A 19935-nucleotide genomic window follows, 5' to 3' on the forward strand; every position below is an offset into this window, starting at 1 on the left:
GCGGCACATCATGAAACACATCCTTCTCGCCACCCTGTCCTCGCTCGCGCTTGCCGCGTGCGCCGCCGGGCCCAACTATGTCGCGCCGATCCCCGCGCCCAAGGCAGCGGCGGCGTTCATCGGCGGGGCCAACCCGGCCTTCACCACGGCGGCGGCGGACGATCACTGGTGGCGGCTGTACCGCGACCCGGTGCTCGACGGGCTGGTCGCCGATGCGCTGGCGGCCAACACCGACATCCGCGTCGCGGTGGCGCGACTCGACAAGGCGCGCGCGTCGCTGCGCGGTGTGCGGTCCGACCGCTTGCCGCAGACCAGTATCGGCGCGAGCGGCACTTATGGCCGGTCGCCCGCGACACAGCGTCTGCCCGGCAGTGCTGCCGAAGACTCCGCCTTCGATGTCGGCCTGAGCGTGTCCTATGAGCTCGACCTGTCGGGGCGGGTCAAACGCAACATCGAAGCGGCGCGCGGCGATGTCGCGGCGGCGGATGCCGATAGCGACGCGGTGCGCGTCGCGGTCGTCTCCGCAACGACTCGCGCCTATGTCGATGCCGCGTCGTCGGCCGAACGGCTCGAGGTCGCCAGACGCGTGGTCGACCTGCTCGACAAGTCGGCGGCGCTGACCGGCAAGCGGGTCGCGGCGGGCCGCGCGGCGAAGCTGGACCAGGTGCGCATCACCACACTGCGCGACCAACGCGCGGCGAACGTGCCGGCGATCGAGGCGGAGCGCCAGGCAGCGCTGTTCCGGCTCGCCACGCTGACCGGGCGCGCACCGCGGGAGCTGCCGGCGGCGGCCGCCGCGCGCACTGTCACGCCGACGCTGGACCAGGCGATCCCGGTCGGCGATGGCGCCGCCCTGCTCGCGCGCCGGCCCGACATCCGCGCGGCGGAGCGCCGGCTGGCCGCGTCGACCGCGCGGATCGGTGTCGCCACCGCCGAGCTCTATCCGCAGATATCGCTCGGCGGGTCGGTCGGCACGGCGGCGGCGAGCATCGGCGACCTGTTCACCGGCAGTGCGCTGCGCTGGCTGCTCGGGCCGTTGATCAGCTGGTCCTTCCCCAACCAGGAGGCCGCGCGCGCGCGCATCGCGTCGAGTGAAGCGGACAGCCGCGTGGCGCTGGCCGAGTTCGACGGCGTGGTGCTGCGATCGCTCGAAGAGACCGAGACCGCGCTGTCGACCTATGCGCGCGAGATCGAGCGCAACGCGGCGCTGCGATCGGCACGCGACGGTGCGGCGGCGGCGATGCGCATCACCCGCGCCCGCCAGCGCGCCGGGCAGATCGATGCGCTCGACGTGCTCGATTCCGAGCGCACCTTCGCCGACACCGAGGCCGACCTGGCCGCGTCGAGCGCACGGATCGCCGGCGCGCAGATCGACCTGTTCCGATCGCTCGGCGGCGGTTGGGACAAGGCCGACCAGGCGGTTGCGGTCGACGCGAAAGCGGGCGGTTCGAGCGGGCGCTGAGGCGAGGAGAATCGGCCCCTCGTCCCGGAGCTCGCTGACCCGGGGCAGTCGCGTCGGGCACTGCCGCCGACGCGCCCAAAACAGCGCCAATTTCCCGCAGCTGCGGGAAGTGCTGCGGGAAACCGTTTTTTTGTGCGTTCTGCGGGAAGCTGCGGGAAAAACTGCGGGTATTTCCGCGCGACTGCACGGGAAAATTGTGCGGCGTCTGCGGGAATATCGGGAAATTTCCGTGGCGGAGATCATACTCTGCTTGCCCCGGGGCTTTGTTCGAATCAGCTGGTCCATCGGGACAGGCTGGCAGCGGCAGCCTGAAGGTTGAATCGAGGCAACCGGCGCGAGGATCGCGCGCTAAATATCCGCGATCCGTCGTCCGGTTGGCCGCACGGTGGCGCACGCGGGAGTGCCGTCATCCCCGGTGCCGTTGACCGATATTTCGATCACACCACCACCCGCAGCCGCCTGGTCGAGCAAACTCTGTTCGATATCGTGGATGTCGATTTTCATCCTGCGTCCCCAAGGGGAAGAACGGTCGCCGGCCGCTTGTCCAACGCGAATATAAACGAACCGGCGTTCCGGCCCCTCGCGCCGCACCTGATCGCCGAAGAATTTGGGGCCCGAAGCGATGCGGATCGGAAAATCGAACGCCAGCGGCTCGCCCGCATCCGACCGTTTCGGATCGAGCGGCAAGTCATCCCCGGACTGCAGGCTGTGAAGCACGCCCGCGACCGGCTGCTCGACGACGATGCGCAGGCGAATTTCGATCTGGTCTGCGCGGGTCATGGCCCCGTCTATATCCGCTTTCATGCCGATGAAAGAAAAGTCCGGTCCGATAGCGGTAGTGTCTCAGTTTGAATTTTGACGTTAGCTCCAGTCCGGACCGTCATACCCCTGAGACGGCTCTACGGAATCCCATCGGGCAGCTGCTTCATGGCAAGATGACGTGATCGTGCGGCGAAGGCGATCGGTAGCCGTTGGCGCTTTGGTGATTTCGCCACCGAAGGGATCAAAAGACATGCAAAGGCGCGGCATCGGCTCGATTTGTGAGCCGGTTTCTTGCAGCGCCCAATGCACCAAAGCAGCGACATGCTTGCGCCGATCCTCGACATTTTTCCGAGCGTCGGGTGTACTCGCCATCAAAAGGACACACCCTCCACAGAACAGTTGCCCATCCTTCCCCTCTTCGGTGATCGGGGCATCAAGGCGCACATTAATGCGGACGTTGGAGATTTTGAAGGCGAGGTCTTGCGGGCCAACAGAGTACCGGAACTTGCGCGGTGGTGTGGCAAAATACATGGATTTAAACGCTTCGATAGCCGCTTGGCACCGTTTCGCCTCCTCGCGGTTATACCCCTCTTCACGGCGCTCCTTATCAGCGAGCCGGGAAAGAACGTCATCAAAATATCGGGCGTCGCCAGAATTTGAGGAAAGAAATTTACCGATGGTCGGCAATGCTTGTGCGTACGCTACGACCGACACTTTGCGAGGGAACTTTGCTTTGCGAATGACCCCTTCGCGCTGGGCAGCGTTGGTTGTCGAAAGGTATTCGGCGAGATGATTGGCGGAAAAACGCGGGTTTCGATGAAACCCATAATTGGGAGCGTCGGACATGGATGACATGATCCTTAAGACAGAGATCGATTCTCAGACGACATTATACGTGTCGCCAATTGCTCCTGAAACATACGCGGAACAGATCGAAGATGACAACCTCGGTGGCGATGGCGGCTACTTCGTTCTGCGAGAATGCCGAATTGGTTTGAAAGGCCACTTGGAAATACTTGCAAAGGCCCCATCCTTTGAGGCGGCGGGGATGCTTTTTGATATGTTTGTTTCAGCCGGGAAGCGCATGGCGGTTTAGGCTTCTCGTTTCTTATACGGGCCGCGCTTAGCGGCGCGGGGTGAACTTCTATCCTTAGAGTCAAGCATTGTCGTCAAATTCGAGCATGTAGTTTTGCCCGATCGGTATCGCTTCAGGGAAGGCTCTGTAGAAGCTTCTTTCGAATTGCTTGATGCCAGAACTGGCGTTGCCAATCCCGACGACCTGCCAGAGATGCGCTCGTATCGTCTTCATCCCGACCTCTTCGCTGAGGAATTGGAATAATTTATAGCGTCGCCCGCCGTTAGCATAAACCACAGGGTTTTTCTCGTCTAGTAATTCTAATATCTTCCCGTGGCTATTGGCCAACGGGTGATAGATAAACTTCCTAGTAAATTTAGAAAAGAAGCGTGGATGCTTAGTGCTATCTGGATCAAACCTTTTATATCCATAAAGCTTATAAAGCATATCGGCAAATTGATCTGGGAACTCTTGCTCCCATTGCGCCCATTCATCTCGAATAAATTGCTGAAATAATATCCGGTACTCATCTCTGCCTTTATCTCTAAAGCCAGTTGCTTCATCAATAAGACCAACGATGCCTAGTTTTGCGGCGGATCGTACGATTATTTCTGCATTGTGAGCAAGAAAGAACTGTTTCGCTACTAGCTTTTCACTTCGCCCGGCGTCAATCAATGCTGTGCAGGCGTCGATTAATACTGCACCCTCGTACCCATCGATGATTTGACCTTGCGGGCCTGAATCGGTCGGCATTCTGCGAAAATGGTCTGGCTGGTCTATCAGCGACCAAAGATCTTCAGACACAAACTCCCGGACGGCGGGGCGCGTCATCGACCTGAGAAAGGCATTGCCACCTTTCGATTTCAGTCCCAGGGCCCCCGCCATTGCGGCTTTGGAGAGCATCCGGCGACCATCATCGAGCCGATAAGCATCGACAGTCACCGCTCCAATCTGGAGAGGCCCTTGATGCGTAGCCTGCGGCAACCGATCCGGATCGTTGATTTTTGCCCAGCGCGTTTCTGCCGCTCGGACTGCAATATCCCGCCGCTCGGCAGGAGTAAGTCGCTTTGCGCGCTCGCTGCCGCCTTTACTCTGTTTCGAAACCATGCGACCACACTCCATGCTTGCTACATAGAGAGCTAAATGATGCTTGCTTGCTTAGCAAGCATCAGAATTTAAACTCTACGAATTATGCTTGCTTGCCGATCACCGCTTAGCGGCACCAGCCTTCGCAATCTTAGCCCGCCGCTCTGGCATCATGTTCGCAGCACGCTTCGTCCCGCCGAGCGAGCCAAGCTGAGCGGCGGCGCTGGACGCGGCCCCACGCGTATCCTCAATCCCGCCGGTGGCGATCCTGCCGATCATCACCGCAAGGCCGATGGCATTGGCGGGGCGCTCCTCTTCGTTGGGGCCTTTAGGCATCGTCGCCGATCTTCCAAACAACCGTACCGTCCTCCCGCGTGAGGCGAGCCCAGTTTGCTAAGCCTTCGCCTAAAACGACGGGATGAGCCTTCGCATCCGCGATTGCCATGGCATCGGAGTCTGTGATTATTGTACGGTCGATTGAGATGGCAGCGGCTCCGGCCATCCTTCCCTCCAACCTGTAATGCATCGTCGCTTCCTCCATGCTTTCGCTAAGCATACATGACGCAAGGCCGGTTGGCGCCGGGTATCAGCAGCTAATTTGAAACTGAAACACCGCCCCGATAGCCGCTGGTTATGACCGTCGAACACCTGTCGCATGGACACGCGCTCGAAGCAGGCCCAATTTCCGGCCTGGATCAGGACAGCAGGGAATTACCGATGCTCAACCGTCGTGCTTTCCTGCTGGGGTCGACAGCGGTGCTCGCGACGAGCGCTGCCGGCGCTGCGATATTGTTGCAGCCGCGCGTGTTTGTTGCTGTGCGGAAGGAAGTTGTGCAGGGGCTGGGAGCACCTATCGAGATCGTCGATGATGCATTGGGCATCCCGCACATCCGCGCGGAATCGATCCCCGACGCGTTTTTCGGCCAAGGCTATGTCGTCGCGCGTGATCGCCTGTTCCAGATCGACCTGGCGCATCGCCGCGAACTTGGCCGGCTCTCGGAAGCGTTCGGCGCGCGGTTCACCAAACACGACGCCAATGCGCGGCTGTTTCACTATCGCGGCGACCTGGATGCCGAGCTGCGCCGTGTGCCGCCGGACGTGCTCGACTGCGCGCGCGCCTATGTAGCGGGGATCAACGCGCGCATCGATGAGGTGGCGGCCAATCCCGAACTGCTCCCGAGCGAGTACCGGATCCTCAAGATCGCGCCGATCAAATGGGACCTCCGCGAGCTGGTGATCGCGCGCGAAGGCGAGGCCGGCAATGGCGATGACGAGATACGCCGGGCGCAGCTTGCGGCACTGGGGTTGCTCGAACTCGACGCCGTGGTCGCGCCGCTGCGCCCGGCATGGACCATGCGTGTGCCCGAGGGGCTCAATACCGCAGCAATAAGCGAGGCGGATCTGGGCGTGCTCCAGCTTGGAAGGCTGCCGTTCGAGCCCGAGCGGCCGACGCCGGATCCCGCCGGTGCGGCCGCGCGCGCCAATGCCGGCAGCAATGCCTGGACGGTCGCCCCGTCGCGGTCCGCCACGGGCCGGCCGATCCTGGCCAACGATCCACACCTGGGCATTGGCGGCTTCGGCCCGCGCCATGTCGCGCATCTGAGCGCGCCGGGTCTCGACGTGATCGGCGGCGGCGCACCCGGGCTGCCGGGCATCATGCAGGGCCATACCGACCGGTTCGCGTTCGGACGCACCAATTTCCATATCGACCAGAGCGACCTGTTCGTGCTCGAGCTCCACCCCGACGATCCCGAACGCTATCGCCATGACGGCGGCTGGAAGCGGTTCGAGCGCGTCGAGGAATCGATCGCGGTCAAAGGTGCTGCGGCCGAAAAAGCGACGTTGCGCTATTCCGTCCAGGGACCGGTGGTCTCGCACGATCCGGCGCGGCGTCGCGCAACCGTGCTTGGCGCGGTCTCGATGCAGCCCGGCGGCGATGGTGTCTTCGCGATGATCGCGATCAATCTGGCGAAGGATTGGGCGAGCCTGCGCAAGGCCTTTACGCTGCATCCGTCGCCGACCAATTTTCACTATGCCGATGTCGATGGGAACACCGGCTGGCAGGTGATCGGCTTCGCGCCGGTGCGCAAGCAGGGTGACGGGCTGCTGCCCGTGCCAGGCGATGGACGCTATGACTGGACCGGCATGCGCGATTTCACCTCGCTGCCGAGCGAGTATAATCCAGCCAAGGGCTGGTTCGCATCGGCCAACCAGAATAATCTGCCCGCCAACTGGCCGCGCGACCGCATCCCCGCCTTCTCGTTCCGCGATCCCTATCGTTACGATCGAATCGCGCAGGTGCTGGCGAGCCAGGACAAGCACAGCCTGGCCGACAGCGTCGCGCTGCAGCACGACACGCTGTCGACACCAGCCCGCCAGTTCCTCGATCTGCTGCCAAAGCGACCGTCCAGCGGTGCCAAAGCGGCGATGGAGATGTTGCGCGGATGGGACGCGCGGATCGCGGCGGACAGCGGCGCGGCGGCCTTGTTCGAGATGACATGGCGCGAACTGGGTAAGCGCATGCTCGCCGCGATCGTGCCCGAACGGGCGAAAGCGCTGGTGACGGAGATCGCGCCATCGGTGCTGCTCGACCTGCTTGCGCATCCGGACGCGCGGCTCGGCGCCGATCCGCGCGCCGCCCGCGACGCGATGCTGGACGCGGCGCTGGTTTCCGCCTGGGGCGAGGCGCGCGGCCGGCTCGGCGCCGATCCCGCGACATGGCGCTACGGCACACTCCACCAGGTGCGAATTCGCCATCCGCTGTCGACGATCCCCGCGATCGCCGCGGCCTTCCCATCGATCGAGGGCGAGGGATCGGGCGGTGACGGCTATACCGTGATGGCGCGCTGGCTCGGTTCGGGACCGGGCTGGAGCGTCGGCGGCGGCGCGAGCTATCTGCAGGTGATCGATGTCGGCGCCTGGGACAATTCGCTGATGTTGCTCCTGCCCGGCCAGTCGACCGATCCCCGGTCGCCGCATTATCGCGACTTGTATAAGCCCTGGGTCGCGGGCGAGATGCAGCCGATGCCGTTCAGCCGTAAAGCGGTCGATGCGAATGCCGTATCACGCACGATCTTGCGGCCCCCTGCGTAGGGCATCCTCGACGTGAATGGCGTCACATCCTCCGTTCGTTTCGAGCGAAGTCGAGAAACCTTGCTCAGCGCTTGTGGCTTGTTTCTCGACTTCGCTCGAAACGAACGGATAAGGGTGAATCCACGCGGCTCGAAAATGCCTTAGACCAAGGAAGATCGCCATGTTCCGTCGGCTCGCCGCCTGCGTATTGTTCGCTGTATCGCAAATTCCCGGCCCGGCCGCGGCCGACGACCGTGCGTTCGATAAGGCGTTGACCGATTTTCGCGCGCTTCAGCGCAGCGAAATCAAACGGTCGGGCATTGTCGGCAGCAGTTTCTACGTCGTGCGCGATGGTCGCGTCGTCGTCGCCGACCATATCGGGCAGCAGGACGCGGATGCCGGCGTGCCGGTAGATTCACAAACCATCTATCATTGGGCGTCGATCACCAAGACCATGACCGGGATCGCGATCATGCAGCTGCGCGATCGCGGGCAGCTCACGCTGGACGATCCGATCACACGTTATGTACCGGAACTTGCCGCCGTGCATAATCCGTTCGGCGATACCGGCGCGATCACGCTGCGCCAGCTGATGAGCCACAGCGCCGGCTTTGGCGGCGCGACATGGCGCTGGCGGGACCGCGACTGGCAGCCGTTCGAACCGAAGAGCTGGGCGCAGCTGACCGCGATGCTTCCCTATACCGAAGTGCAGTTCCAGCCCGGGACAAGGTTCAGCTATTCCAATCCGGGTATCGTCTATCTCGGCCAGGTGATCGAACGGCTCTCCGGCGAGGATTTCGAAGTCTATATCGACAAGAATATCCTGCGCCCGCTCGGCATGCAGGCGAGTTATTTCGACCGCACGCCACCCTATCTGCTGCCGCACCGGTCGCACAGCTATACCATTCGCGACGGCAAGCGGGTCGCGGCGCCGTTCGACGCCGATACCGGGGTGACGGTGTCGAATGGCGGGCTCAATGCGCCAATGCCCGACATGGCGAAATATATGGCCTTCCTGCTCGGCGATGCGACGCGCCAGGCCGATTATGACCTGGTACTCAAGCGATCCTCACTCGAAGAAATGTGGCGGCCGCAGATCGCCGCGGGCGACGACTTCACGCAAGGGCGGATGGAGACGACCACATGGAGCGGGCTGTCCTTCTTCCTCGACCAGAGCGACGGGATCCGTTTCATCGGCCATAATGGCGACCAGAACGGCTTTCGCACCTATCTCAGCCTGTGTCCCGACCAGCATATGGGCAGCCTGGTCGCCCTCAACACCGAAACACGCGGCGTCGAGAATGATGCCGCCAACCGGAACAGGCCGGAATCGCGTATCGCGCTGGCCACCGACAGGCTGTGCAAGGCGGTTAGCCAGTCGGGAAACTGACTATCCGGCGCGCAGCAAGTGTCCGGAATGGCCGACCCGTTTGCCGCCCGCAAAGGCGGGCCGGCCGTTCACCATCACCAGGTCGAACCCTTCGGCCATGGCAAACGGATCGACATAGGTGGAGCGCGCCCGGACCTTGGCCGGATCGAACATGATGAGGTCGGCCGTGGCGCCGACCCGGATCACGCCGCGATCGGCGAAACGCATGATCCCGGCGGGAAAGGCGGTCGCCTTGCGGATCGCTTCCTCGATCGGCAGCTTCTTGTCGCGCACGACATATTCCTCGATCCATTTGGCGTAGGTCCCGGTCGCGCGGGGGTGCCGCATGCCCGGACCCCCGTCGGTCGAGATCGCCACGAAGGGATCGAGGATCAGCGTGTCCTGCAACGCCTTGTCCATCGTGAAGTGCGCGCCGGAACCGCCCTCCGGCCCCAATTTGATGAGGAAATCGGCGAAGTGGAGCCCGGCCTCCTGCGACGCCTGGGCGACGGTCTTGCCGGCATAGGGCTTCGATCCCAGCAGCAGGGCCTCCGGACCGCCACGACGGATCATGCGCTTTTCCAGATGATCGCGCAGTTCCTGCCGCCGTTTGGCGACGACCGAGGCATAGTCGGTCGGCGGCAGCGCCCATTGCGGGAAGAGAAGATCGATCCCGGTATAACCGGCGGTATAGGGGTATTCGTCGGCGGTGAGATCGATCCCCTGGCGGCGCTTCGCGGCCAGTGACGCAAGCAATTCACGCGCACGCTGCTCGCCTTTGCCGAACACGACTTTCAGATGCGAAATGTGCGGGCGGGCGGGCAGTGAGGATTTGATCAGCTCGTCGATCGACGCCTCGATCTCGTCGTCATTCTCGGACCGCATATGGCTCATGACGACGCCGCCGTGACGGCTGACCACCCGGCCGAGATTGGTCAGCTCGGCGGTCTCCGAATAGATGCCGGGCACATATTCCAGGCCATAGGAAAGGCCGAACGCGCCGGCGCGAAGTTCCACTTCGAGCTGTGCCGCCATGCGTTCGAGCGCTGCGGTGTCGAGATGACGGACCGCGTCCGACACGCCGGCGGCGCGCCGGAGCGTGCCGTGGCCCGCCAGCAGCGCCACATTGATCTCCAGGGGGGTGCGATCGATCGCGTTCATCCAGCTTCGCGGGTCGAGATCCTTCCTGATCCTGGGCCCGTCGCCGTCCTGCCCGAGAACGATCGTGGTAACGCCCATTGCGAGGAAGGATTCGAACGATTCCTTCAGCGGATCGCCATGGCTGTGGGTGTCGATAAAGCCCGGGGCCAGGACACGACCCTCACCCTCCACGACGCGGGCGGCCGACCCGGATCCTGCAGCGGCCGGGTGCGTGATCCGTGCGATCCGACCGCCCGTGACCAGCACATCGGCCAGCCGCGGTGCGGCGCCTGTCCCGTCGACGAGCAGAACCTCGCGGAACAAGGTCGAGCGTTCGGTCGGCACCGCCGCGCGACCCGGCCAGATCGCCAGGCCTCCGGTCGCCATGGCGCCACCGATAAGCTGCCGCCGCGTCAGACGCTGGGACATGAACCCTCCCCATATTGATCTCGGGCCAGGCTAGCAGGGTCGATCTGCCGCCGCCATGAAGGAAGGAGGCTTACAGACCAAAACCGCCGGCCAATTTCCGCTGGCGCCGCTTATTGACGATATGCCGGAGCGTAATCGACTGGCGGCGGTCGTGCGCGGGCGCTATCATCCAGTCTATTCCAGGAACAGCGGGACAGCATCCATGGCCTTCACTCTCTATGCCGCGACGATCCCGTCCTATCTGCAGATCCTCGGGTCGGTGACGAGGATGGTCGACAAGGCCGAGAAATTCTGCACCGATACCGGGCTGGCTCCCGAAGCGCTGATCGAGACACGATTGATCGATAGCATGCTGCCCTTCGCCTATCAGGTTAAGTCGACCGCGGTGCATTCGCGGGGTGCGATCGAGGGGGTCCGACGCGGCACCTTTTCACCCGACAGCACGACGCCGCCGGACAGTTTCGATGGGTTGCGCGCGCTGATCGCGGGCACCATCGCGGCGCTGGAGGCGATCGACCCGGCCGAGGTGGAGAGCTTTATCGGGCGGGACATGCGGTTCGAATTCGGCCCCAACCATCTCGACTTCCTGGCGGAGGATTTCCTGCTCTCCTTCTCGCAACCCAATTTCTATTTCCATGCGGCGACGGCGTACGACATCCTGCGCATGAAGGGCGTCGAGCTGGGCAAGCGCGACTTTAGCGGGCGAGTGCGGCAAAAGGCCTGAACGGCGATCGAGCGGTCAGCGCGCGTCGCGGCGACGGTTCACCAACGCATTGATCGCGGCGCGCACGGCGAGACCGATCGTCACGGCGATGACCATGGCAGCGACGATGATCTTCCATCGATCGATGCAGTCCGCGCCGGGCGCGCAATGGCCCAGCGCGGCATCGATCAACGCGAGGTCGACAAGCCGTATGCCGGCGAGCACCGATACGCGCAGCCCCATTTGCCGCCTGCGGCCCCGCTACCCCTGTAACCGGCGTCTTCCATCGCGCTAGGGCATACCGGTTTCGATGGTGACCAGGTGCCAAATGGAACGGGAGCCGACACAAGCGGCTGGCTTATTGCGGCGCGCCGCAATTTTCGTCGCGCGCGCGGACGGGCAGTCGCATTGCCTAGAGGAAAACGGTTCAACGACAGAAGCGCACGGCTGATCGCGTGCGATATGGGCATTCGTGGTGAAATTCAATTGAGATCAAAGTTGCCGTACCTGTGCCCTCCCGTGCCCTTTCGCGAGATCAGGAAACTGGCAAATGCCATCCCGGGTAATTCCGTTAGATAGTAACATTAACGAATACTTCCCGGTATTTCTGTCGATGAATTCATAAATAACCTTGGAGCAATACCAATCATCGGTATTTAGCCTGCCCCATGGCTGCCAGTTCTAAAGAATTAACATAATTCTATACTTGTATTATCACAAATAATTATACTATAGATTAACGATTCTTCTGGATTTTTCTGTAAACCGTTTTAAAAAGGCGCCATACTCGAACAGACGGTTTTCACATGATAGTCCCAGGCTTAGTACTGGACCGCTCTGCGGTCCTGTTGGTCGGCGTATGCGCGGGCGCGGCGATCGGTTTCAGCTTTGTCGGCCGTGGTGAGTCCTTGAAGGCGCCAGTAATCGCACCGCTGTGCGCGGGGCCTGCTGCGCTTACCCAAAAGTCACCGGAGGTGGTGGCGGCGCTTAGTTGTGCGGCGCCGGCACAGCGGCAGTTGCTGCGCACGATCCGCAAGGGCGGGCCGGTACGGGTCGCGGTGTTCGGCGACAGCTTCGGCGACGGGGTCGCGTTCGGGCTGCAGCAGCAACTGACGCGCAAGGCCGGTTATGACGTGCTGAAATACAGCCAGCCGGCGACCGGCTTCACCCGCTACAAGCGGCTCAATCTGGAGAGCAAGGCGGCGGAGCAGCTGGGTGCCGGACCGATCGATGTCGCGGTAATCTCGTTCGGGGCGAACGACGCGCAAGGGATCATCACCGACAAAGGCGAATATGCCGCGCTGATGGGCCCCAAATGGCAGGACCAGATCGGGGTGCGGATCGACCGATTCGTCGGCGTGCTGCGCGCGCATCATGCAATGGTTTATTGGGTCGGCCTGCCGCGCATGCGCGAAGCGGGGCTTGACGGCGATGTCGGCGCGATCAACCAATTCTATGCGCAGCGGATGGCGGCGCTGGGCATACCGTTCATCGATACGCGGCCGATCGCGTCGGACGCCCAGGGCAATTACGCAGTTTATCTCGACGATCCGGCGACCGGCAAACGCACTTTGGTGCGCGAGGCGGACGGCATCCATATGTCGATGACCGGCTATAAATGGATCACGCACGGGCTGAGCGAGCGGATTCGCGGTTATGTCGAGGCGACGCGCAAGATCGATGCGGTGGAGACCGGGCCGGCCGCAGCGGTGACGCAATGAAATTGTTCGCGGCGATCGCATTACTCTCTGCGCCCGGCGTGGCGGCCGCCCAGACGCCCGCGCCATGCACTTGGGCGGCCTGCGATTTCGATACGCTTGCGCCGTATTTTGCCAAGCTCTCGGCGGCACACGATGACCAGGGCGCGCCGCTGCACATCATCCAGATCGGCGACAGCAATACCGCCAGCGATACGGTGACCGGCGGCTGGCGCGACTTGCTGCAGGCACAGGTGGGCAGCGGCGGGCGCGGGATATTGCCACCGGGACGACCCTATGGCGGGTACGTCACGCACGGGATTACTGCGTCGATGTCGACCGGCTGGCGCATCGCGGCGAGCCTTGGAAAGGGATCGGTCGAGCCCCGGCCGCCACTTGGCGTATCGAGCTACAGCTTGACCGCGACGCGGCCCGGAGCGGCCATGAGTCTGGTCGCGGATGCCGCGATGCTGTTCGACCGCTTCGTTCTGTGCGGAATCACCGGTCCCGATGCCGGTGCGATTGCCGTACGGATCGGCGCCGAGACGGAACGGCGGATCGATTTCCACGCCGCGGCGGTGGCTCCCATATGCCATACGATGCGCGTCGCGTCAGCGCAAAGCTCGGTCAGCGTCACCTCGCTCGATCGACCGGTGACGATCACGTCCTGGGCGACATTCCGCGATCATGGCGGCATGGTGTTGTCGAACCTCGGCGTGGTGGGATCGCAGCTCATCCATTTTGGGCGTACGGATGACGCGGTGCTGGCAGCGGAGCTGAAAGCCTATGCCCCCGACCTGATCGTGCTCGCATTCGGCACCAACGAGGGGTTCGTGCCATTGTTCGACGCCGTTGCATATGAAACGGTATTGCGGGCGCAGATCGCGCGGATACGGCGGCTTGCCGGTGAGGTGCCGATCCTGATGATCAGCCCGCCCGAAGCACTGACCCGCAACCGGGCGCTGCGCCACAATGCGTCCGGCACGGCGCGGTTGTGCGCGGGGCTGACCGAGTCCGCGGAGTTGTTCGCGCCACCAGCGCTGATTCAGGTTCGTTCGGTGCAGCGTCGGGTTGCCGCCGAATTGCGCCTTGCGTCTTGGGATGCGTATTGGCGGATGGGTGGTTTCTGCTCCGCCGCGACCTGGGCTCGTGAGACACCGCCCCGGATGCGCCGCGACTATGTCCATTTTACCCGGGCGGGCGGCGCCGAGCTTGCACAACGACTGCAGGACGACCTGAACCACGCGACGGAGGAGCAGTGAGATGCTGTTTCCCACCCTCACCTTCGGCCTGTTCTTTCTGGTGATGTTCGCGGCCGTTTGGTCGCTGCGGTCGAACGACTGGCGCAAGCTGGTGTTGCTGGTCGGCAGCTGGGTATTCTATGGCGCGTGGGACTGGCGCTTCGTGCCGCTGCTGATCGTATCGGCGGTGATCAACTGGGGCGCGGCGGCGCTGATCGCGCGCAGCGACGATGCGGGACGGCGCAAAGGCCTGCTTATCGGGGCGGTGGTCGGCAACCTGCTGATGCTCGGCTTCTTCAAATATTTCGGCTTCTTCGCGGAACAGGCGGGCAGCCTGCTCGCGCTATCGGGGATCAGGCAGGATCCGGCGCTGATGCAGGTGATCCTGCCGATCGGCATCTCCTTCTTCACCTTTCAGGGGATCAGCTATGTCGTCGATGTGGCGAAGGAGCGCGTGCCGGCGGCGCGGCTGCTCGACATCCTGTTACTGATGTCGTTCTTCCCGCACCTCGTCGCCGGACCGATCGTGCGCGCCGCCGACCTGGTGCCGCAATTGCAGGCGGTGCCGAAGCTCAATCGCGGCATGGTGTCGATGGGCTTGCTGCTGATCACCTGGGGACTGTTCAAGAAAGCGGTGATCGCGTCGGAACTGGCAACGCAGTTCGTCGATCCGGTGTTCACCGCGCCACAGCTCTACGGATCGGTCGACCTGATCCTCGCCGCTTACGGCTATGCGGTGCAGATCTATTGCGATTTTTCGGCCTATTCGGACATGGCGATCGGGCTGGCGGCGCTGCTCGGTTATCGCTTCCCACGCAACTTCGACCGGCCGTACCGGGCGGAATCGCTGCAGGAATTCTGGCGGCGCTGGCATATCAGCCTGTCGCGGTGGCTGCGCGACTATCTCTATATCGATGCGCTGGGCGGTAGCCGTGAAAAGGGTGGGAAGGGCGGCAAGTTCCGCGTCTATCGCAACCTGATGATCACCATGCTGCTCGGCGGGCTGTGGCATGGCGCGAGCTGGACCTTCGTGATCTGGGGTGGGCTGCACGGTGCCGCGCTGGTGGTCGAGCGACTGTGGGTGCGGATGCCGGCGACGGCGGGGATCGTGCTGCCGCGCTGGGCGCGAATCACGCTGACCTTCCATGTCGTGGTGCTGGGCTGGATCTTCTTCCGCGCGGCGAGCTTCGGGGATGCGCTGGCCTATCTGGGCGGGATTTTCGCGCCCGCCGGAGGTGAGGCGGTGACGGTTACTCCGCTGGTCGTGCTGCTGATCGCCGGCGGGCTGGCGATCCATGCGCTGCCGTGGGACGGAATGGCGCGTGCGGCGCAGCGCATCCGCAGCGTGCCCGCGCCGCTGGTCGCGGCGGGGCTGGCGATGACGATGCTGGTGGTCGATGCGATGCGTTACGAAGGGGTCGCGCCCTTCATCTATTTCCGCTTCTGAAGGGACGCCGGCGATGATCGACGCTTATGAATTCCCGACCGAAATGCCCGACGATGGCACGCCCGGCGCCTTGCGCTGGACCGCGACGATCATCGGGCTGACCGCTGCTTTGCTCGCCTTGTTCAACGCACAGGCGATCACCGGCTGGGTTGAAGACCTGACGCCGGGGCCGAGGACGGTGAAACTGGTCGCGGCGGCCAATGCCTGGGAGGAGGCGATCGCCAGCGCGGGGCTCGGCACCGGCCATGCGCGGCTGCACAAGGCCTGGACCCGGGTCGAGCGGACACGCTGGTCGGGCGAGGGCGAAGTGCAGCTGGCGCAGCGCTAGGATCTGGGGCGAAACCTCGACCCTTCATAAGTGCGCACCGCGCTGCCTGGCGGAGAATTTGGGGACGCAGTGTCGATCAAATCGGCACCGCGTCCCCGCATTCAGGTACCTCAGGCCTCGGCGCGGAGCTGCCGCGCGGCGGCGACCATCGCTTCGATCGCGGGGCGGACTTCCGCCCATTTGCGTGTCTTCAGGCCGCAGTCGGGATTGACCCAGAGCTGGTCGGCGTCGAGGTGCGTGCGGGCGAGCCGCATCAGGTCGACCATCTCATCCAAGCCGGGCACGCGCGGGGCGTGGATGTCATAGACGCCCGGACCGATATCGGCGGGATAGCGATAGCTGGCGAAGCCTGCGAGCAGCTCCATCTGCGACCGCGCGGTCTCGATCGAGATGACATCGGCGTCCATCGCGCCGATCGACGTCAGGATATCGTTGAACTCCGAATAGCACATATGAGTATGGATCTGGGTCACATCGGCCACGCCGGCCGCGGAAAGGCGGAAACATTCGACCGCCCAGTCGAGATAATGTTGCCAGTCTTTTCGCCGCAGCGGCAGGCCCTCACGCAAGGCCGCTTCATCGATCTGGATCGCCTTGGCGCCGGCGGCTTCGAGGTCGGTCACCTCGTCGCGGATCGCCAGCGCGACCTGACGGCAGCTTGCGCTGCGCGGCTGATCGTCACGCACGAACGACCAGTTCAGAATGGTGACCGGGCCGGTCAGCATGCCCTTTACCGGACGCGGGGTCAGCCCTTGCGCGAAACGCCACCAGTCGACCGTCATCGGTTTCGGCCGCGACACGTCGCCATAGAGGATCGGCGGGCGCACGCAGCGCGAGCCGTAGCTTTGCACCCAGCCCTGGCGCGTGAAGGCGAAACCGGCGAGCTGCTCGCCGAAATATTGCACCATGTCGTTGCGTTCGAATTCGCCGTGCACGAGCATATCGAGCCCGACATCCTCCTGCCAGCGGATCGCGCGTTCGGTCTCCTCGCGCAGGAACGCGTCATAGGCGGCATCGTCGAGTACGCCTTTGCCGTGTTGCGAGCGGGCCTGACGCACCTGAGCGGTTTGCGGGAAGGAGCCGATCGTCGTGGTCGGGAAAAGCGGCAGCGCGAGGCGGGCCTGTTGCTCCGTCCGGCGCAGCGCATGGACCGAGCGGCGCTGTAGCAGGTCGGGCGTGACCGCGGCGATGCGCGCGGCGACGGCGGCGTCATGGATCAGCGGCGAAGTGCGGCGATTGGCCGCCGCCTGTGCCGATGCCGCGAGCGGTTCGGCGACACTGTCGCGGCCGTCATTGAGCGCGCGTTTGAGGACGCTGAGCTCCTCGATCTTCTGCACCGCGAAAGCGAGCCATTGCGCGACCTGCGGATCGAGGCCGGTTTCGAGCGCGAGGTCGATCGGGGTGTGGAGCAGCGAGCAGGATGGCGAGAGGATCAGGTCGCGCGTCGCCGCGATCGGCTCCAGCAGGTCGAGCAAAGCGGGCAGATCGGCGCGCCAGATATTGCGGCCATCGATCACACCGAGCGACAGGAGCAGGCTCTTCGGCGCCTCGGCAAGCACCGCGCCGAGTTGTTCCGGCGCGCGCACCAGATCGACGTGCAGGCCGGCGACCGGCAAGGTCAGCGCGAACGGCAGATTGTCCTCGAGCCCGCCGAAATAGGTCGTCAGCATCAGCTTCACGCCGTAGCGCGACAATCGGGCATAGGCCTGGGCCAGCGCATGGCGCTGGCGATAGTTGAGGTCGAGCACCAGGCACGGCTCATCGATCTGCACCCATTCGGCGCCGGCGGCGGAAAGCTGGCTGAGCACCGCGCCGTACAGGCCGACGACCTGATCGAGAAAGTCGAACGGATCGACATCGCGACCCTTGGCCAGCGACAGCCATGTGACCGGGCCGAGCAGCACCGGGCGAGTCTCGAACCCCTGCGCCTTCGCCTCGCGATAATCGTCGACGATCTTGGCCGACCCGAGCGCGAGACGTTGTCCGGCGACCAGTTCGGGGACCATGTAGTGATAATTGGTGTCGAACCATTTGGTCATTTCGAGCGCGGTCTCGCCGCCGCCCTGGGCATGGGCGTGACCGCAATCCCCTGCCCCGTCGCCGGTCGATCCGCGCGCCATCGCGAAATAGGTGGCAAGCGTCGCGTCGCCGTCGGCGGCGGCATAGCGTTCGGGGATCGCGCCGAGCATCATGCTGGCGTCGAGCACATGGTCGTAAAGCGAAAAATCATTGGACGGCAGCCAGTCGGCGCCGAGCGCGCGCTGGCGCGCCCAGGCCGCGGTGCGCAGGCCGGCGGCGGATTCGAGCAGTTCGGCTTCGCTCGATTTACCCGACCAATAGCGTTCGAGCGCGAATTTCAGTTCGCGGCGCGGGCCAATGCGCGGGAAACCCAATGTGGCAGTCGTGACGGTCATTTTCCTCATACCCCGATAAAGGGCGAGGAACCGGGCGCGGACACGGGCAGGCGCGCCGGATAGCGCCCGGCCACGATATGCAAGCGACCCGCCCGGAATCCCCGCCGGTGGACGTAATCCTTCGCTCCTTCCCGGCACGGGGAGGGGCGTCGCGACGAGGCAGGTATCCTGGCTCGCGGGTCGTCACGTCGGCCTGGCCTTCCCGGCGGTTCGCACCGCCAGTGACACTTGGGTGGCCGCCGCTCGCCGCTTACAGTTGCGGGGGCAGCGCCGGCATTGGTCGTGGATCACTCCATGGCCGCACCGGCTTCCCGTCTTAGCTCCACGAACGACATGTCCGCGGAGAACCTCGACACATCATCATCCCAGCGAATGATGGCGGCGTCAAGCATGATATAAAGATATCTTTATATTGTTATGAGTAGGTCGACTCGGCTCATCGCTCTTCTCCGGTTGGGCAAGGCGTTTCCGACGGCCTGATCACTTCAGGCCATCTCGGCTTGGGATGGCGCTCCATCATGTAACCGGTTACTTGGAGCATCTGAGACCGGCGATCAGCGTCGGCGGGAGAGGCTGAATGGCGGACGTGCGGCTGACGGGCGCATCCAAATCCTTCGGGACGACCGAGGTGCTGCTCGACATCGACCTGGAGATCGCGGACGGCGAGTTCGTCGTGTTCGTCGGCCCCTCCGGTTGCGGCAAATCGACCCTGTTGCGGGTCATCGCCGGGCTCGAGGATGTGAGCGCGGGCGAGGTGTCGATCGGCGGGCGCGTGGTCAACAACGTGGCGCCGGCGGATCGCGGCATCGCGATGGTGTTCCAATCCTATGCGCTCTACCCGCATATGAACGTGCGCGAGAATCTCGCCTTTGGGCTGAAGCTGCAACGCCTGCCGCGAGCGGAGATCGACGCGGCGGTCGAGGCGGCGGCGGCGACGCTCGATATCGGCCATCTGCTCGACCGCAAGCCGAAGCAATTATCGGGCGGTCAGCGGCAACGCGTCGCGATCGGCCGCGCGATCGTGCGACAGCCGCAAGTGTTCCTGTTCGACGAGCCGCTGTCCAATCTCGACGCGGCACTGCGTGTGCGCATGCGGTATGAATTCGCCGGGCTGCACAAGACGCTCGGCACGACGATGATCTATGTCACGCACGACCAGGTCGAGGCGATGACCCTGGCCGGCCGCATCGTCGTCTTGTCGGCGGGCCGGATCGAGCAGGTCGGCACCCCGGCCGAACTCTATGCGCATCCCGACACGATCTTCGTCGCGGGGTTTATCGGATCGCCGAAGATGAATTTGCTACCGGCGGTCCTGACGTCGAATTCGCCGGGGGGCGCCGTGGTGCGACTGGCGGGTGGGACCGAAATCCATGCCGCGATCGACGCGAGCCGGCTGGCACCGGGCGCGGCGGTAACATTGGGCATCCGGCCGGAGCATTTCGCGATCGGTGGGGAGGTCAACCGGATCGAGGCGGTCGTGCGTTTCGTCGAATCGCTGGGCAGTGCACATTTCGGATATCTCGACCTTGCCGGGCTGGACGAGCCGCTGACTTGCGCCTTGCCCGAGCGGCCGGCGGTCGATGCGACCATCGCGGTCGGCCTGCCCATCGAGCATCTTTATCTGTTCGATGCCGAGGGCAAGGCGCTGGCCCGGCCACGGGCAGAAGCGGCCAGCGCCGCCGCCTGATGGACCGGAGCACTCCCTCTTAA

Annotated in this window: 17 protein-coding genes and 1 riboswitch; of the genes, 10 read left to right on the forward strand and 7 right to left on the reverse strand. The window is 63.8% G+C overall.

The genetic code is table 11. From position 1 onward, the window contains the following. Nucleotides 1-10: 10 nt before the first annotated feature. Nucleotides 11-1462, forward strand: coding sequence for an efflux transporter outer membrane subunit (locus ACVWZA_RS16375; protein WP_457312328.1), 1452 nt, complete (start codon nt 11-13; stop codon nt 1460-1462). A 348-nt stretch (nt 1463-1810) separates the two neighbouring features. Here ACVWZA_RS16375 and ACVWZA_RS16380 read toward each other — a convergent pair whose 3' ends face one another. Further along, complete coding sequence (locus ACVWZA_RS16380; protein ID WP_457312329.1) at nt 1811-2242, reverse strand: DUF5990 family protein; 432 nt, start codon at nt 2240-2242, stop codon at nt 1811-1813. Nucleotides 2243-2323: 81 nt separating this feature from the next. Further along, complete coding sequence (locus tag ACVWZA_RS16385) at nt 2324-3070, reverse strand: hypothetical protein (protein ID WP_457312330.1); 747 nt, start codon at nt 3068-3070, stop codon at nt 2324-2326. Here ACVWZA_RS16385 and ACVWZA_RS16390 point away from each other — a divergent pair. After that, nucleotides 3069-3320 (forward strand): hypothetical protein, encoded by a 252-nt coding sequence (locus ACVWZA_RS16390; RefSeq protein WP_457312331.1) that lies wholly within the window; start codon nt 3069-3071, stop codon nt 3318-3320. The two genes, ACVWZA_RS16385 and ACVWZA_RS16390, sit on opposite strands and share 2 nt — an antisense overlap. Nucleotides 3321-3380: 60 nt before the next feature. On the opposite strand, the gene ACVWZA_RS16395 is transcribed toward ACVWZA_RS16390, so the two are convergent. Then, a complete protein-coding gene (locus ACVWZA_RS16395) occupies nt 3381-4406 on the reverse strand; it encodes a P63C domain-containing protein (protein WP_457312332.1) in 1026 nt (341 codons plus the stop codon). Nucleotides 4407-4505: 99 nt separating this feature from the next. Then, the gene (locus ACVWZA_RS16400) at nt 4506-4721 is read right to left on the reverse strand and encodes a hypothetical protein (protein ID WP_457312333.1); all 216 of its coding nucleotides are present in this window, start codon (nt 4719-4721) and stop codon (nt 4506-4508) included. A 381-nt stretch (nt 4722-5102) separates the two neighbouring features. Here ACVWZA_RS16400 and ACVWZA_RS16405 point away from each other — a divergent pair, with 381 nt between their 5' ends. Beyond that, nucleotides 5103-7478, forward strand: a complete 2376-nt coding sequence (locus tag ACVWZA_RS16405; RefSeq protein ID WP_457312334.1) for a penicillin acylase family protein — start codon at nt 5103-5105, stop codon at nt 7476-7478. A 160-nt stretch (nt 7479-7638) separates the two neighbouring features. Then, the gene (locus ACVWZA_RS16410) at nt 7639-8847 is read left to right on the forward strand and encodes a serine hydrolase domain-containing protein (RefSeq protein ID WP_457312335.1); all 1209 of its coding nucleotides are present in this window, start codon (nt 7639-7641) and stop codon (nt 8845-8847) included. Here the strand turns inward: ACVWZA_RS16410 and ACVWZA_RS16415 are convergent, their stop codons facing one another. Continuing rightward, on the reverse strand, nt 8848-10395 hold the full coding sequence (locus ACVWZA_RS16415) for an N-acyl-D-amino-acid deacylase family protein (RefSeq protein WP_457312336.1): 1548 nt from the start codon (nt 10393-10395) through the stop codon (nt 8848-8850). Between the two features lie 202 nt (nt 10396-10597). On the opposite strand from ACVWZA_RS16415, the gene ACVWZA_RS16420 reads away from it, so the two are divergent. Continuing rightward, nucleotides 10598-11119: a DUF1993 domain-containing protein gene (locus tag ACVWZA_RS16420; protein WP_457312337.1), complete on the forward strand. Its 522-nt coding sequence runs from the start codon at nt 10598-10600 to the stop codon at nt 11117-11119. A gap of 15 nt (nt 11120-11134) precedes the next feature. Here the strand turns inward: ACVWZA_RS16420 and ACVWZA_RS16425 are convergent, their stop codons facing one another. Continuing rightward, nucleotides 11135-11341, reverse strand: a complete 207-nt coding sequence (locus ACVWZA_RS16425; protein ID WP_457312338.1) for a hypothetical protein — start codon at nt 11339-11341, stop codon at nt 11135-11137. Between the two features lie 563 nt (nt 11342-11904). On the opposite strand from ACVWZA_RS16425, the gene ACVWZA_RS16430 reads away from it, so the two are divergent. Genes ACVWZA_RS16430 through ACVWZA_RS16445 form a run of 4 tightly spaced genes read left to right on the forward strand, consistent with a single transcriptional unit; the run spans nt 11905 to nt 15811 of the window. Beyond that, nucleotides 11905-12819, forward strand: coding sequence for an SGNH/GDSL hydrolase family protein (locus ACVWZA_RS16430; protein WP_457312339.1), 915 nt, complete (start codon nt 11905-11907; stop codon nt 12817-12819). Further along, nucleotides 12816-14057, forward strand: coding sequence for a GDSL-type esterase/lipase family protein (locus ACVWZA_RS16435; RefSeq protein WP_457312340.1), 1242 nt, complete (start codon nt 12816-12818; stop codon nt 14055-14057). Before ACVWZA_RS16430 ends, ACVWZA_RS16435 begins: the two co-directional genes overlap by 4 nt. 1 nt (nt 14058) lies before the next feature. After that, nucleotides 14059-15483 carry an MBOAT family O-acyltransferase gene (locus ACVWZA_RS16440; protein WP_457312341.1) on the forward strand — a complete coding sequence of 475 codons (1425 nt, stop codon included), beginning with the start codon at nt 14059-14061 and terminating at the stop codon, nt 15481-15483. Nucleotides 15484-15496: 13 nt separating this feature from the next. After that, a complete protein-coding gene (locus ACVWZA_RS16445) occupies nt 15497-15811 on the forward strand; it encodes a hypothetical protein (protein ID WP_457312342.1) in 315 nt (104 codons plus the stop codon). 110 nt (nt 15812-15921) lie between these two features. Here the strand turns inward: ACVWZA_RS16445 and metE are convergent, their stop codons facing one another. Then, nucleotides 15922-18225 (reverse strand): 5-methyltetrahydropteroyltriglutamate--homocysteine S-methyltransferase, encoded by a 2304-nt coding sequence (gene metE / locus ACVWZA_RS16450; protein ID WP_457312343.1) that lies wholly within the window; start codon nt 18223-18225, stop codon nt 15922-15924. 141 nt (nt 18226-18366) lie between these two features. Next, nucleotides 18367-18592: riboswitch (cobalamin riboswitch) on the reverse strand. Between the two features lie 210 nt (nt 18593-18802). On the opposite strand from metE, the gene ACVWZA_RS16455 reads away from it, so the two are divergent. Beyond that, complete coding sequence (locus ACVWZA_RS16455; protein WP_457312344.1) at nt 18803-19912, forward strand: ABC transporter ATP-binding protein; 1110 nt, start codon at nt 18803-18805, stop codon at nt 19910-19912. Nucleotides 19913-19935 lie beyond the last annotated feature (23 nt).

Source organism: Sphingomonas sp. UYAg733 (assembly GCF_054057355.1).

What these genes read in the sequence shown, in the direction of transcription:
- ACVWZA_RS16375 (WP_457312328.1), top strand. Translation starts at nt 11, where the DNA reads ATGAAACACATCCTTCTCGCCACCCTGTCCTCGCTCGCGCTTGCCGCG.
- ACVWZA_RS16380 (WP_457312329.1), bottom strand. Translation starts at nt 2,242, where the DNA reads ATGACCCGCGCAGACCAGATCGAAATTCGCCTGCGCATCGTCGTCGAG.
- ACVWZA_RS16390 (WP_457312331.1), top strand. Translation starts at nt 3,069, where the DNA reads ATGGATGACATGATCCTTAAGACAGAGATCGATTCTCAGACGACATTA.
- ACVWZA_RS16385 (WP_457312330.1), bottom strand. Translation starts at nt 3,070, where the DNA reads ATGTCCGACGCTCCCAATTATGGGTTTCATCGAAACCCGCGTTTTTCC.
- ACVWZA_RS16395 (WP_457312332.1), bottom strand. Translation starts at nt 4,406, where the DNA reads ATGGTTTCGAAACAGAGTAAAGGCGGCAGCGAGCGCGCAAAGCGACTT.
- ACVWZA_RS16400 (WP_457312333.1), bottom strand. Translation starts at nt 4,721, where the DNA reads ATGCCTAAAGGCCCCAACGAAGAGGAGCGCCCCGCCAATGCCATCGGC.
- ACVWZA_RS16405 (WP_457312334.1), top strand. Translation starts at nt 5,103, where the DNA reads ATGCTCAACCGTCGTGCTTTCCTGCTGGGGTCGACAGCGGTGCTCGCG.
- ACVWZA_RS16410 (WP_457312335.1), top strand. Translation starts at nt 7,639, where the DNA reads ATGTTCCGTCGGCTCGCCGCCTGCGTATTGTTCGCTGTATCGCAAATT.
- ACVWZA_RS16415 (WP_457312336.1), bottom strand. Translation starts at nt 10,395, where the DNA reads ATGTCCCAGCGTCTGACGCGGCGGCAGCTTATCGGTGGCGCCATGGCG.
- ACVWZA_RS16420 (WP_457312337.1), top strand. Translation starts at nt 10,598, where the DNA reads ATGGCCTTCACTCTCTATGCCGCGACGATCCCGTCCTATCTGCAGATC.
- ACVWZA_RS16425 (WP_457312338.1), bottom strand. Translation starts at nt 11,341, where the DNA reads ATGGGGCTGCGCGTATCGGTGCTCGCCGGCATACGGCTTGTCGACCTC.
- ACVWZA_RS16430 (WP_457312339.1), top strand. Translation starts at nt 11,905, where the DNA reads ATGATAGTCCCAGGCTTAGTACTGGACCGCTCTGCGGTCCTGTTGGTC.
- ACVWZA_RS16435 (WP_457312340.1), top strand. Translation starts at nt 12,816, where the DNA reads ATGAAATTGTTCGCGGCGATCGCATTACTCTCTGCGCCCGGCGTGGCG.
- ACVWZA_RS16440 (WP_457312341.1), top strand. Translation starts at nt 14,059, where the DNA reads ATGCTGTTTCCCACCCTCACCTTCGGCCTGTTCTTTCTGGTGATGTTC.
- ACVWZA_RS16445 (WP_457312342.1), top strand. Translation starts at nt 15,497, where the DNA reads ATGATCGACGCTTATGAATTCCCGACCGAAATGCCCGACGATGGCACG.
- metE (WP_457312343.1), bottom strand. Translation starts at nt 18,225, where the DNA reads ATGACCGTCACGACTGCCACATTGGGTTTCCCGCGCATTGGCCCGCGC.
- ACVWZA_RS16455 (WP_457312344.1), top strand. Translation starts at nt 18,803, where the DNA reads ATGGCGGACGTGCGGCTGACGGGCGCATCCAAATCCTTCGGGACGACC.